At 64.3% G+C, this 11879-nt stretch carries 13 protein-coding genes; 7 read left to right on the top strand and 6 right to left on the bottom strand.

The genetic code is table 11. The features are described 5' to 3' along the window. Window positions 1-22 precede the first annotated feature (22 nt). The gene (locus tag AKL02_RS10710) at window positions 23-394 is read left to right on the top strand and encodes a phasin family protein (RefSeq protein ID WP_165756948.1); all 372 of its coding nucleotides are present in this window, start codon (window positions 23-25) and stop codon (window positions 392-394) included. Window positions 395-521: 127 nt separating this feature from the next. On the opposite strand, the gene mnmA is transcribed toward AKL02_RS10710, so the two are convergent. Continuing rightward, window positions 522-1658 (bottom strand): tRNA 2-thiouridine(34) synthase MnmA, encoded by a 1137-nt coding sequence (gene mnmA, locus AKL02_RS10705; RefSeq protein ID WP_083076968.1) that lies wholly within the window; start codon window positions 1656-1658, stop codon window positions 522-524. Between the two features lie 131 nt (window positions 1659-1789). On the opposite strand from mnmA, the gene sciP reads away from it, so the two are divergent. The 5 genes from sciP to AKL02_RS21215 all read left to right on the top strand — a co-directional run bounded on the left by sciP (window position 1790) and on the right by AKL02_RS21215 (window position 7413). Then, window positions 1790-2068 carry a CtrA inhibitor SciP gene (gene sciP / locus AKL02_RS10700; protein WP_078520740.1) on the top strand — a complete coding sequence of 93 codons (279 nt, stop codon included), beginning with the start codon at window positions 1790-1792 and terminating at the stop codon, window positions 2066-2068. 95 nt (window positions 2069-2163) lie between these two features. Next, on the top strand, window positions 2164-2877 hold the full coding sequence (gene ctrA, locus AKL02_RS10695) for a response regulator transcription factor CtrA (protein WP_083076965.1): 714 nt from the start codon (window positions 2164-2166) through the stop codon (window positions 2875-2877). A 90-nt stretch (window positions 2878-2967) separates the two neighbouring features. Further along, window positions 2968-5091 carry an NAD-dependent DNA ligase LigA gene (gene ligA, locus AKL02_RS10690; protein WP_083076961.1) on the top strand — a complete coding sequence of 708 codons (2124 nt, stop codon included), beginning with the start codon at window positions 2968-2970 and terminating at the stop codon, window positions 5089-5091. Continuing rightward, window positions 5088-7178: an ATP-dependent DNA helicase RecG gene (recG, locus tag AKL02_RS10685; RefSeq protein WP_083077543.1), complete on the top strand. Its 2091-nt coding sequence runs from the start codon at window positions 5088-5090 to the stop codon at window positions 7176-7178. The genes ligA and recG overlap by 4 nt, the downstream gene beginning before the upstream one ends. 112 nt (window positions 7179-7290) lie before the next feature. After that, the gene (locus tag AKL02_RS21215; protein ID WP_255266459.1) at window positions 7291-7413 is read left to right on the top strand and encodes a hypothetical protein; all 123 of its coding nucleotides are present in this window, start codon (window positions 7291-7293) and stop codon (window positions 7411-7413) included. A gap of 166 nt (window positions 7414-7579) precedes the next feature. On the opposite strand, the gene AKL02_RS10680 is transcribed toward AKL02_RS21215, so the two are convergent. Beyond that, window positions 7580-8008, bottom strand: coding sequence for an iron-sulfur cluster assembly scaffold protein (locus AKL02_RS10680; protein ID WP_083076958.1), 429 nt, complete (start codon window positions 8006-8008; stop codon window positions 7580-7582). A 61-nt stretch (window positions 8009-8069) separates the two neighbouring features. On the opposite strand from AKL02_RS10680, the gene hisI reads away from it, so the two are divergent. Further along, window positions 8070-8432, top strand: coding sequence for a phosphoribosyl-AMP cyclohydrolase (gene hisI, locus AKL02_RS10675; protein ID WP_078540842.1), 363 nt, complete (start codon window positions 8070-8072; stop codon window positions 8430-8432). A 28-nt stretch (window positions 8433-8460) separates the two neighbouring features. Here hisI and gluQRS read toward each other — a convergent pair whose 3' ends face one another. From gluQRS to AKL02_RS10655, 4 genes are read right to left on the bottom strand one after another with little or no spacing between them, the layout of a single operon-like run. Further along, a complete protein-coding gene (gluQRS, locus tag AKL02_RS10670; RefSeq protein WP_083076955.1) occupies window positions 8461-9309 on the bottom strand; it encodes a tRNA glutamyl-Q(34) synthetase GluQRS in 849 nt (282 codons plus the stop codon). Window positions 9310-9330: 21 nt separating this feature from the next. Continuing rightward, window positions 9331-9525, bottom strand: coding sequence for a hypothetical protein (locus AKL02_RS10665; RefSeq protein ID WP_078520734.1), 195 nt, complete (start codon window positions 9523-9525; stop codon window positions 9331-9333). Beyond that, entirely contained in the window at window positions 9522-10871 is a 1350-nt protein-coding gene (gene trmFO, locus AKL02_RS10660) for a methylenetetrahydrofolate--tRNA-(uracil(54)-C(5))-methyltransferase (FADH(2)-oxidizing) TrmFO (protein WP_083076951.1), read from the bottom strand. The genes AKL02_RS10665 and trmFO overlap by 4 nt, the downstream gene beginning before the upstream one ends. 52 nt (window positions 10872-10923) lie before the next feature. Continuing rightward, window positions 10924-11700 carry a hypothetical protein gene (locus AKL02_RS10655; protein WP_078540850.1) on the bottom strand — a complete coding sequence of 259 codons (777 nt, stop codon included), beginning with the start codon at window positions 11698-11700 and terminating at the stop codon, window positions 10924-10926. Between the last annotated feature and the right edge of the window lie 179 nt (window positions 11701-11879).

Below are 11879 nucleotides of genomic sequence, written 5' to 3'. Positions count from 1 at the left end.
TCCAGTCACAAGGGAGGCTGACATGGCACAGAAGAAATCCGCACCCGGTATGAACATGGCTGGCTGTATGCCAGTGCCGGATATGGGGTCGGTAAGCTCGGTGATGGCACCGCAGCTCAAGATGATGGAATCGATGATCGCGCAGAATATCGAGCTGCTCGAGTTTCTGAAGACCCGCTTCGAGCGCGACCAGGAGATGGTCACTCAGTTGGCGGAAACGCCCGATCCGATGCGCGCGATGAGCCTCTGGGGCGAATTCTGGCAGCGCACGGCCAGCGATTACACCGCCGAGATGACGAAGCTCGCAACCTCGATGACTGGGATTGCGGAGCGCGCGGTGCGCTCGGCCACCGAAGAGGGCGAAGCGCTCGCCAAGGCGGTCGGAAAAAAGTGACGACTCGGGTCGGCAAGCACGGGGTGAGCCTCGGAGACGTGCCGGTCTGAGTGATCCGACAGATAGTTAGGCGCGGCAAGCTGGTGGGCTCGCCGCGCGCAGTGCTGTGTGCAGGCCTGTTCGGCGCTTACTTCTTGTAGATCCAGCCACCGCCGAAGATGCGGCTGTCTTCGGGCGCGTAGAATACGCAGGCCTGACCGGGGCTGACGCCTTCCTCCGGCACGACCAGTTCGACTTCCGCCTCGGTTTCCGAGATGGGCCGGATGATCGCTTCGCGCGGTGGGCGGGTCGAGCGGACCTTGACCTTCAGGTGCCATTCCTTGCGCGAGGTGAAGGGCTCGTCGCCCAGCCAGTTGATCTCGCGCACCGGGATGGTGCGGGTGGACAGCGCCTCTTTCGGGCCGACGACCACGTGGCGGGTGTCGGGATCGAGCTTCACCACATAGAGCGGGTCTTCGAGCCCGCCGATGCCGAGCCCGCGCCGCTGGCCGATCGTGTAATGGATCACGCCGCGATGCTGGCCGAGGACATTGCCCTCCATGTCCACGATATCGCCGGGATCGGCCGCGCCGGGACGCAGCTTCTCGATGACGCTCGCGTAATTCCCGTTCGGCACGAAGCAGATATCCTGACTGTCGGGCTTGTCGGCCACCGCCAGCCCGTATTTCGCTGCCAGTTCCCGCGTCGCATCCTTCGAGGGCAGGTGGCCCAGCGGGAAGCGCAGGTAATCGAGCTGCTCGGGCGTGGTCGAGAACAGGAAATAGCTCTGATCGCGGTTCGCATCGGCCGCGCAATGCAGCTCGGGCCCGGCCGCACCGTCCTTGCGCTGGATGTAATGGCCCGTCGCCATGCAATCAGCGTCGAGGTCCTTCGCCGTCTCCAGCAGGTCCTTGAACTTCACGCGCTCGTTGCAGCGGATGCAGGGCACCGGCGTCGCGCCGCCAAGATAGGCGTCGGCGAATTCGTCGATCACCGCCTCGCGGAAGGTGTTCTCGTAATCGAGCACGTAATGCGGAAAGCCCATTTCCTCGGCCACGCGGCGCGCGTCGTGGATATCCTGCCCGGCGCAGCACGCGCCTTTCTTGGCCAGCGCCGCACCGTGGTCGTAAAGCTGCAGCGTCACGCCCACCACGTCATAGCCTTCCTCGGCCAGTTTGGCGGCCACGACCGAGCTATCGACGCCGCCCGACATGGCGACGACGACGCGGGTGTCCGCGGGCGGTTTGGCGAAACCGAGCGAATTGAGCGGCTGATCCTTGGGCATGATGAAGCGTCCTTTAACGAGACGTGCAGCAATATAGGAAAATGCGACCCACTCTCAACCCCGCGTTTCACGCAGTGTTAAGGGCCCGCGCGCCAGTGTGGCCGGCGTGAAGAGCTTGAAGGGGTGAGCCCATGTATCTCAAGAAAGTCGATGGTCCGCGCGCGGTGACCCTCGCCGACGGCACGATCCTGACGCGCGCGGATCTGCCCTCTCCGAAAACCCGACGATGGGTGGCGAGCCGGAAAGCGGTGATCGTGCAGGCGGTCGCGCATGGGTTGATCGCCCGCGACGAGGTTCTGGAGCGTTACGCGCTCTCTGACGAAGAATTGGATCTTTGGATCGAGGGCGTCGAAAGGCACGGGATTCAAGGCCTTAAAGTCACCGCGATCCAAAAGTTGAAACAACTTTAGATTGCGACGTAACGGAAACGTGACAAGGTAACCCGGTGTTAACCATTTGGTGTAAGTCTCGACCCCTATCGAGGGATTAATGCGGAGAACCCAGGATGCGGATTTTATTGGTGGAAGACGACCCGACGACGTCGCGCAGCATCGAGTTGATGCTGACGCACGCGAATCTCAACGTCTACTGCACCGATCTGGGGGAGGAGGGAATCGATCTCGCGAAGCTCTACGATTACGATCTGATCCTTCTTGACCTCAATCTTCCCGACATGAACGGGCACGAGGTGCTGCGGCAATTGCGTCTGGCCAAGATCGACACGCCGATCCTGATTCTCACCGGCGCGGACGACACCGAGAACAAGATCAAGGGATTCGGCTTCGGCGCCGATGACTACATGACGAAGCCGTTCCATCGCGAGGAGCTGGTGGCGCGCATTCACGCGATCATCCGCCGGTCCAAAGGTCATGCCCAATCGATCATCCGCACCGGCAAGATTTCGGTCAATCTCGATGCGAAGACGGTCGAGGTCGACGGCAAGCCGGTGCATCTGACCGGCAAGGAATACCAAATGCTCGAACTGCTCAGCCTCCGGAAGGGTACGACCCTGACGAAGGAGATGTTTCTCAACCACCTCTATGGCGGCATGGATGAACCCGAATTGAAGATCATCGACGTCTTCATCTGCAAACTGCGCAAGAAGCTCGCCGATGCCACCGAGGGCGAAAATTACATCGAAACCGTCTGGGGCCGCGGCTATGTGCTGCGCGATCCCGACCCGTCCGAGTTGGAACGTCGCATCGCTATGGGTGCCTGAGTTCCCTCAAGCCGATGATCTCCGTCGTCACGGCTCTTTACGCCCCCTCGGCGCTTGCCTAAACCAAGGTCAGCACGAGGGGGTCTTTTTATGTCCGAGCCAAGCCGCACCGAGATCGACGCGCTGAGCGAGGCCGAGGCCCGCGCCGAGCTGCCCGAGCTGATCGCGAAGATCGCGGCGGCCAATACCGCCTATCACACCCATGACGCGCCCGAGATTTCGGATGCGGAGTATGACGCGCTCAAGCAGCGACTCGCGGCGATCGAGGCGAAATTCCCCGCGCTGAAATCGGAGCAGTCGCCCAGCGAACAAGTGGGCGGGCAGCTGGCTGAAGGCTTCGGCAAGATCACCCATGCGATCCGCATGATGAGCCTCGCCAACGCGTTCTCCGACGAGGACGTGACCGAATTCGACGAAAGCATCCGCAGCTTCCTCGGCCTGAAATCCGACGCGCCGCTCAACTACACGGCCGAACCGAAGATCGACGGTCTCTCGCTGTCGATCCGCTACGAGAAGGGGAAACTGATCCATGCCGCAACGCGCGGCGATGGTCAGGTCGGTGAAAACGTCACCGAGAATGCCCGCACCATCGACGATATTCCAACGTCGATTGCCGATGCGCCAGACGTGCTGGAAGTCCGCGGCGAGGTCTATATGAGCCATGCTGATTTCGAGGCGCTCAATACCCGAAACGAGGCCGCGGGCGAGAAACGTTTCGCCAATCCGCGCAACGCTGCCGCCGGGTCGCTGCGCCAGCTCGACTCGAAAGTCACTGCCGCGCGCCCGCTGAAATTCTTCGCCTACGCCTGGGGCGAGCTGTCCGCGCCGCTGGCCGAGACCCAGATCGACGCCATCGCGCGGCTGCAATCGCTCGGCTTCCAGACCAACCCGATGACCGAGCTGTGCGATGGCCCCGCCGATATGCTTAGCCATTACCGCGAGATTGAGGCCAAGCGCGCCACGCTCGGCTACGATATCGACGGCGTCGTCTACAAGGTGAACGACCTCGCGCTGCAACGCCGCCTCGGTTTCCGTTCCACCACGCCGCGTTGGGCGATCGCGCATAAATTCCCGGCCGAGCTTGCCTGGACGCAGCTCGAAGGGATCGACATTCAGGTCGGTCGCACCGGGGCGCTCTCGCCGGTCGCGCGGCTGACGCCGGTGACGGTGGGCGGCGTCGTCGTCTCGAACGCGACGCTGCATAACGAAGATTACATCGCCGGGCGCGATTCCAAGGGCGCCGAGATCCGCGGCGGCAAGGATATCCGCGTCGGCGATTGGGTGCAGGTCTATCGCGCGGGGGACGTGATCCCGAAGATCGCCGATGTCGACCTCACGCGCCGTCCCGACGATGCGGTGCCCTACGACTTCCCAACCCATTGCCCCCGCTGCGGATCCGAGGCGATCCGCGAAGAGGGCGACGCCGTGCGTCGCTGCACGGGCGGTCTGATATGCCCCGCGCAAGCCGTAGAAAAGCTAAAACATTTCGTCTCCCGCGTGGCTTTCGATATCGAAGGTCTGGGCGCGAAACAGGTCGAGCAATTCTACGAGGACGGCTGGATCAAGGAGCCCGCCGACATCTTCACGCTCGAAGAACGTTATGGTCAGGGCCTCCAGCAACTCAAGAACCGCGAGGGCTGGGGCGAGAAATCGGCGCGCAATCTCTTTGCCGCCATCGCCGAGAAACGCAGGATTCCGCTGCAACGCCTGATCTTCGCGCTCGGCATTCGCCATGTCGGCGAGACCAGCGCCGGGATGCTCGCCACGCATTACGGCACATGGGAGGCGTTCGAAACCGCGATGACGCAGGCCGAGTGCGGGCAGGGCCCGGAATGGGACGACCTGATCTCGATCGACGGGGTGGGCGAGACGCTCGCAACATCCGTCGTGACGACGTTCCAGCAAGAGGCCGAGCGCGCCTCGATCGACCGTCTCACCGCGCATCTGAGTGTCGAGGAGGCCGAGAAGCCGAAATCCGACAGTCCGGTTTCGGGCCTCACCGTCGTCTTTACCGGCACGCTGGAGAAGATGACCCGGGCCGAGGCCAAGGCGCGGGCCGAGGCACTTGGTGCGAAAGTCTCGGGCTCGGTCAGCGCCAAGACCGACCTGCTCGTCGCAGGGCCCGGCGCGGGCTCGAAAGCCAAGAAAGCGGCCGAATTGAACATCCGTGTCATCGACGAGGATGAATGGATCGCGCTCGCGGGGGGCGCATGAGCACGCGGCCCGCAGAGCTTTTCGAGCTCTTCGCCGAGCTCGACAGCCTCGCGGGCGTCGGCCCGAAAACGGCCAAGCATTTCGAAGGGTTGGGGATCACCCGCCCGCGCGATGTGCTGTTCACCTTGCCCTATTCGGTGATCGATCGCCGCCCGGTCGCGACCGTGCAGGGGGTGCCTGCGGGCACCACCGTCACCGTCGAAGTGACCATCGGCGCTCATAGCCCCGCGCGCAAACAAGGTGCGCCGGATCGGGTTTTGTGCCATGACGCGCAGGGCGATATCACGCTGGTTTTCTTCCGCGCGCGCGGCGACTGGCTCGCGAAACAGATGCCCAACGGGGCGCGGCGGATCATTTCGGGCAAGCTCGAGATTTATGACGGGCAGGCGCAGATCGTGCATCCCGATTACATTCTGCCGCCCGAGAATGCGGGTGAGATGCCCCGGTTCGAGCCGGTCTATCCGCTCACCGCGGGCGTCACGCAAAAGCTGATGGCGAAGGCGGCGGAGGGGGCCTTGGCGCGCGCGCCCGATCTGCCGGAATGGATCGATGATGCGCTGAAACGCCGCGAGGGTTGGCCGGATTGGCAGGATGCGGTGAAAACGGCGCATCACCCTGAAAAGATTGACGATCTTTCGGCCACTGCGCCGGCACGCGCGCGTCTCGCCTATGACGAGCTTTTCGCCCACCAGATGACGCTCGCGCTCGCGCGGCGCCAGTCGCGGCGCAAGAAGGGCCGAGTGACGCGCGGCACGGGCAAGCTCTCGGCGCAGGTGTTGGCGAGCCTGCCGTACAAGCCGACCGGGGCGCAGACCCGCGCGATTGCCGAGATCGCGGGCGATCTGGGCTCCGAGCGGCGGATGAACCGGCTGCTTCAGGGCGATGTCGGCGCGGGCAAGACGCTGGTCGCCTTCATGGCGCTGCTGACCGCGGTCGAGGCTGGCGGGCAGGGCGTGATGATGGCGCCCACGGAAATCCTCGCGCGCCAGCATCTCGAAGGTCTGGCGCCGCTGGCCGAGGCGGCGGGCGTCCGGCTGGAGATCCTGACCGGGCGCGACAAGGGGGCGGAGCGGGCGCGCAAGCTCGCCGATCTGGCCTCGGGCGCGATCGGCATCCTCGTCGGCACCCATGCGGTTTTTCAGAAAGACGTGGAATTTCAGGATTTGCGGCTTTCCGTGATTGACGAACAGCATCGCTTCGGCGTCGCGCAGCGGATGGAGCTGGGCGCCAAGGGGCAGGCGGTCGACGTGCTGGTGATGACCGCCACACCGATCCCGCGCTCGCTCGCGCTGGCGCAATATGGCGACATGGATGTGAGCCTCTTGGACGAGAAGCCGCCGGGCCGGACGCCGGTGAAGACCGCGCTCGTCGCGATGGAGCGGATGGGCGAAGTGGTTGAGCATCTGCGCAAGGCGGTGACCGAGGGACGGCAGGCCTATTGGGTCTGCCCGCTGGTCGAAGAGAGCGAGCGGGTCGATCTGAGCTCTGCGACCGACCGTTTTCTGGCGCTGCGCGCGGCGCTTGGCGACGATGTCGTGGGGCTGGTTCATGGCCAGATTCCGTCGGCCGAGAAAGACGCCGCCATGGCGGCCTTCGTGAAGGGGCAGACCCGCGTTCTGGTCGCGACGACGGTGATCGAGGTGGGCGTGAACGTGCCCAACGCGTCGATCATGGTGATCGAGCGGGCCGAGAGCTTCGGTCTCGCGCAGCTTCATCAGTTGCGCGGGCGGGTCGGGCGCGGGGCCGCGGCCTCGACCTGCCTGATGATCTACCAGACGCCCTTGAGCGAGACGGCCGAACGGCGCCTGTCGATCCTGCGCGAAAGCGAGGACGGGTTCCGCATCGCCGAAGAAGACCTCGCCATGCGCGGGGCGGGCGATGTGATCGGCACCGCACAGTCGGGCCTGCCGCGCTTCCGCGTGGCTGACCTCGAACGGCAGGCCGGTCTGATGGCGGTGGCGCAGTCGGATGCGCGCAAGCTCCTGTCCGACGATCCTGAGTTGAGCGGCCCGCGCGGACAGGCGGCGCGGGTGCTGCTGTGGCTGATGGAACAGGACCGCGCGATCCGTCTGATCGGCATCGGCTGAGCCCCGTTCGACTCACATTCTCCCCTAGTGTTCTCAAATGTTCCTAAAAAGTTCTTTACACGCCACGTCAACTGTGAGAACAAAGTAGCAACAGAGGGAATGGAGGTGCCAGATGGCCAAGGAAATCAAGGAACTTCTCGACCGCAATCACAGCACTTTGCTGGCCGACGCCGTGGGGGGCATCGCGCTTTGCGCAAGCTTCATCATGGCGCTTTGGCTGCCGGGGCTCCTCTAAGCCCGACCTGTCTCATCGTTACTGCCTCGCGCTTTTTGGCTGCCGCACCTGTCCCAAACCCGCGGCTTCGCCTGTCCCCCAGGCCCGCCTGTCCGTAAAGCGCAACTTCAGCCGCCGCTCTTTCGAGTGGCGGCTTTTTTCATCGCGAGGAAGAGAGGTTAGCGGCTCAGCACTGCTCGAGCGCTTCGAGCGTGGCCTCGGGGGCGAGCAGGATTGAGCCATGACGGTTGGGATAGTCGCGCGCGGCTTGCAGAACCTCATACTCGCCGAAAGGCGCATCGGGGACGGGGCCGCCCTTGAGCATCTCGGCCAACTGGTCGCGCAGATTCGCGACCTCGTCACGCGTGCGGCCCACCACCTGCGCTCCGAAAATTGCAGCCGAAGCCTGACCCAGCGCGCAGGCATGCACGGTCTGGCTATAGCCGGTCACGCGGCCGTCCGCGCAAGTCAGCGAGACTTCGACCGTGGAGCCGCAAAGCGGCGCGCGCTTGCGCACGGTCACATCGGGCTCGGGGAGCGGATCGGTGCCCGGCATATCGGCGGCGAGCGCCAGAATACGCTGCGAATAGAGCTTGATCAGATCGGTGTCGCTCATCTCTTTCCCCTTCGGCCCGTCCGGCGTAGATAGGACCTGAGCCACAGGAAGGAAAGAGCCGATGCCATTCGATCCCGCCAGCTTGACCTATGACGCCAACGGTTTGATCCCCGCGATTGCGCAGGATGCGCTCTCGGGCGATATCCTGATGATGGCATGGATGAACGCGGAAAGCGTCGCAAAGACACTTGAAACAGGGCGCGTAACATATTGGTCGCGCTCGCGGAAATCGTTCTGGGTGAAGGGCGAGACTTCGGGCCATGTGCAGCGCCTGCGCGAGATGCGGGTGGATTGCGACCGCGACGCGCTTCTGGTTCTGGTCGAGCAGGAAGGCCCGGCCTGCCACACCAATCGCAGGTCGTGCTTCTACACCGCGATCCGCGATGGCGAAGAGGTCGAAATTCTTACGCCGATGGAAGATTGAGAGCGACCCTTCGGGGAGGATATTTCCGTCAAGAGGAAGCGGGCAGCCCGACCATGCGGCGAATGTCGTCTGGGGTGGCCCCGTCCTCGCGGTATTTCGCGATGGCGCGGGCGTCGTCGCGCTTGGCGAGGCGTTTACCATTCTCGTCGCGAATCAGGTCGTGATGGCAATAGGTTGGCGTCGGAAGTTCAAGTAGGGCCTGAAGCAGCACATGGATCTGCGTGGCGTCGAACAGGTCCGCGCCGCGGGTGACATGGGTGATGCCTTGCGCGGCGTCGTCGAGCACGACGGCGAGGTGGTAGGACGTGCCCATCTCGCGCCGCGCCAGCACGACATCGCCCACCTTGTCGATCAGATCGGCGCGGGAGATGTGATGCGTGCCTTTGTGCAGCGCGCAGATTTCCTCGAAGCGGATATCGCGGGCGGCGCGGGTCATGTTCAGGCGTAGCGCGCTGTCGGGCAGCGGAGTCCCGGGGCGGCGCGAGCCACGCTCACGGCAGGTGCCCGGATAGATCAGACCGTCGGGGCCGTATTGCACGCCTTCCTGCGGTGCGGAGGCTGCCGCCTCGATGTCGCGCCGCGTGCAGGTGCAGGCAAAGAGAAGGTCGCTTTCCCAAAGCGTTTCAAGGGCTTCGCGGTAGATGTTCAAGCGGTCTGACTGGCGCAGAATCGGCCCGTCCCAGGTCAGCCCAAGCCAGCGCAGATCGTCGTATATCTGCTCTTCCCAGTGCGGTCGCGCGCGGCTTTGGTCGATGTCTTCGATCCGCAGCAGGAACTGGCCGCCGGCCTTGCGCGCCATGTCATGCGCGAAGATCGCACTATAGGCGTGGCCCAGATGCAGCGGGCCCGTTGGCGAGGGGGCGAAGCGTGTGATCATCGACGCGCGCAACCCGCCAAATCAGCCGCCCGCGCGGCGATCCGCATGCGCCTGATAGATCAGGATCCAGGCGAGCAGGATGAACATCGGATGCGTCAGCCCGCCCGAGAAGATGATCGCCGGAATCCAGATCACGAAGACGAGGATCGCAAGGAAGATGCGCCCGATCAGCACGATTGAAAGCGGCGGCAGAAACAGGGCCAGAACGTAATTCATACAGTCTCTCCTTGCTGCGCCAGCCAGTCGCCGAAGGCCGTCTTGGCGCGATCGGTATAGGCCTTGTAGCGGTCTTTGCGGCCACGCCGCCCGCCCTTGGCGTCGATCGGCGGGAAGAGCCCGAAATTGACGTTCATCGGTTGGAATGTCTTCGCCTCGGCCCCGCCGGTGATGTGGGTGATCAACGCCCCCATTGCGGTTTCGGGTCCCGGGGGCGCGAGATCGCGGCCCTGAAGCTCGGCGGCGGCCATACGACCCGCCAGCAGCCCCATCGCGGCGCTCTCGACATAGCCTTCGACTCCGGTGATCTGGCCGGCGAAGCGCAGGTTCGGGTGCGATTTCAGACGCATCTGCGCATCGAGCAGCGTCGGCGAATTGATGAAGGTGTTGCGGTGGATGCCGCCGAGACGCGCGAACTTGGCGTCCTGAAGGCCCGGAATCATCCGGAAAACAGCAGCTTGCGCGCCATACTTCATCTTGGTCTGGAAGCCCACGATATTGTAGAGCGTACCGAGCGCGTTGTCGCGGCGCAGCTGCACGACGGCCCAGGCCTTGGTCTGCGGATCGTGTTCGTTGGTCAGACCGACCGGCTTCATCGGCCCGTGGCGCAGGGTTTCACGGCCGCGTTCGGCCATCACCTCGATCGGCAGGCAGCCGTCGAAATAGCCCGCGGTTTCACCCTCGTGGAACTCGGTCTTGTCGGCCTCGAGCAGCGCGTCGATGAAGGTCTCGTATTCGTCCTTCGTCATCGGGCAGTTGATATAGGCCGTGCGCTCTTCCTCGGTCTCGCCCTTGTCGTAGCGCGACTGACGCCATGCGACGGACATGTCGATCGTGTCGGCATAGACGATGGGCGCGATGGCGTCGAAGAAGGCCAGACGCTCTTCGCCGGTGGCTTGCAGGATCGCTTTGCCCAGGGATTCCGAAGTCAGCGGGCCGGTCGCGAAGATCCATTTTCCGCTTGAAGGAAGCTCCGTAACCTCTTCCTCGGTAAAGGAAATATTCTCATGGGCGCGCAGCGCCTCGGTCACGGATTGCGAAAACGCCTCGCGGTCCACGGCCAGCGCGCCGCCTGCGGGCAGACGATGCTTGCGCGCCGTGTCCATGATCAGCCCGTTCGCAGCGCCCATCTCCCAATGGAGCTGGCCCACGGCATTGCGCTCGTGATCGTCCGAGCGGAACGAATTCGAGCAGACCATCTCGGCATAGTTGCCGGTCTGGTGCGCAAAGGTTTCGACCTTGGGCCGCATTTCGTGCAGCACCACGCGGATGCCGGCATTCGCCGCTTGCCAGGCCGCTTCCGAGCCCGCCATGCCACCGCCGACGATATGGAGTTCTTCTGTCATGGCCGCTCATGTAGTGGTCAAAGCGGCAAAAGGGAAGGCCGATCGCAGATGCTCAGTCCAGGGCGAAGGTGCCGCGCGCGAAGAGGCCGTCGAGCGGGCGGATCGGCGCGAAGCTCTTGTTGCGCACGCCGTGGCCGCGCGAGCCGAAGCGCAATGTGAGGCCGAGGGCGAGACGGGTCTCGTCGCGGCTGTCGGGGCGGCCGGTGAAATGGGCGCGCTCGATCCGGGTGAAGAGCGTCGCGGGGCCGTCGCCCAGCCGGTGGCCTATGCCGAGTGCGGCGGTGGTCTCGCGGGAGCTGAAGGCCAATTCGGAGATGTCCACGACGGAAAGGTCTGCGGTCAGCGTCGTGCGCGGGCTGACGTCCCACAGGCCGGCGAGGCCTGCGAAGACGTAATCGTTGCTGCCGGGTTTGATGGTGCCGAGCCCGCCGCGCGCCGAGACGCTGCCTCTTGCGCCGACAGCCCACATCGCTTCCGCGCCCGCCGCATAGGCCGTCTGGCTGGCGTGGCTGGTATCGGAGACGGCGGCGAAGAGCCCGTATTTCGCGCGCTCCGTGGGCGCCATGTAGAGATGCGCCGCCAGATCGCCGCGCCAGCGCGGCCCGGCATCGTTTGCGCCGAGGTCGAGTTGCAGCCCATGCGCTGGGGTCAGGGCGAAATCGGCGCTCAGATCGGCGCGGGCGGCTCCGAAGTCGCCGCTGGTGTCCTCGATCGTCAGCTCGGCCCCGGTGAAACCGAGCGCGCTTTGGGCGAGCGCGGGGCCAGCGCTGACGGCTGCGGCGAGACAGAAAACGACGCCCCGCAGGGCAAAGACAGAAGCGTGGCGCATGATCGGACCTCGTGACGCGGTAACTGAACAAGGCCGAACTTCGCCGGCTGCGCTTCGGACCCATGCTCCGCTGCGGCTTTGATCTCTTGTGGCAGGCGGGCGGGTCTTAAGGAAGGGTTAAACTTTCTAATGGGTTAACGGCCCGGAGCGTTTCCACTCCGGGCCGTTCGATAGGGTCC

Source organism: Thioclava electrotropha (genome assembly GCF_002085925.2).
In the GTDB taxonomy this organism is placed as follows: Bacteria; Pseudomonadota; Alphaproteobacteria; order Rhodobacterales; family Rhodobacteraceae; genus Thioclava; species Thioclava electrotropha.
This window is presented reverse-complemented; position numbering and strand designations above follow the sequence as displayed.

Coding starts and splice junctions, on each gene's coding strand:
- AKL02_RS10710 (WP_165756948.1), top strand. CDS start 23: ATGGCACAGAAGAAATCCGCACCCGGTATGAACATGGCTGGCTGTATG.
- mnmA (WP_083076968.1), bottom strand. CDS start 1,658: ATGCCCAAGGATCAGCCGCTCAATTCGCTCGGTTTCGCCAAACCGCCC.
- sciP (WP_078520740.1), top strand. CDS start 1,790: ATGTATCTCAAGAAAGTCGATGGTCCGCGCGCGGTGACCCTCGCCGAC.
- ctrA (WP_083076965.1), top strand. CDS start 2,164: ATGCGGATTTTATTGGTGGAAGACGACCCGACGACGTCGCGCAGCATC.
- ligA (WP_083076961.1), top strand. CDS start 2,968: ATGTCCGAGCCAAGCCGCACCGAGATCGACGCGCTGAGCGAGGCCGAG.
- recG (WP_083077543.1), top strand. CDS start 5,088: ATGAGCACGCGGCCCGCAGAGCTTTTCGAGCTCTTCGCCGAGCTCGAC.
- AKL02_RS21215 (WP_255266459.1), top strand. CDS start 7,291: ATGGCCAAGGAAATCAAGGAACTTCTCGACCGCAATCACAGCACTTTG.
- AKL02_RS10680 (WP_083076958.1), bottom strand. CDS start 8,008: ATGAGCGACACCGATCTGATCAAGCTCTATTCGCAGCGTATTCTGGCG.
- hisI (WP_078540842.1), top strand. CDS start 8,070: ATGCCATTCGATCCCGCCAGCTTGACCTATGACGCCAACGGTTTGATC.
- gluQRS (WP_083076955.1), bottom strand. CDS start 9,309: ATGATCACACGCTTCGCCCCCTCGCCAACGGGCCCGCTGCATCTGGGC.
- AKL02_RS10665 (WP_078520734.1), bottom strand. CDS start 9,525: ATGAATTACGTTCTGGCCCTGTTTCTGCCGCCGCTTTCAATCGTGCTG.
- trmFO (WP_083076951.1), bottom strand. CDS start 10,871: ATGACAGAAGAACTCCATATCGTCGGCGGTGGCATGGCGGGCTCGGAA.
- AKL02_RS10655 (WP_078540850.1), bottom strand. CDS start 11,700: ATGCGCCACGCTTCTGTCTTTGCCCTGCGGGGCGTCGTTTTCTGTCTC.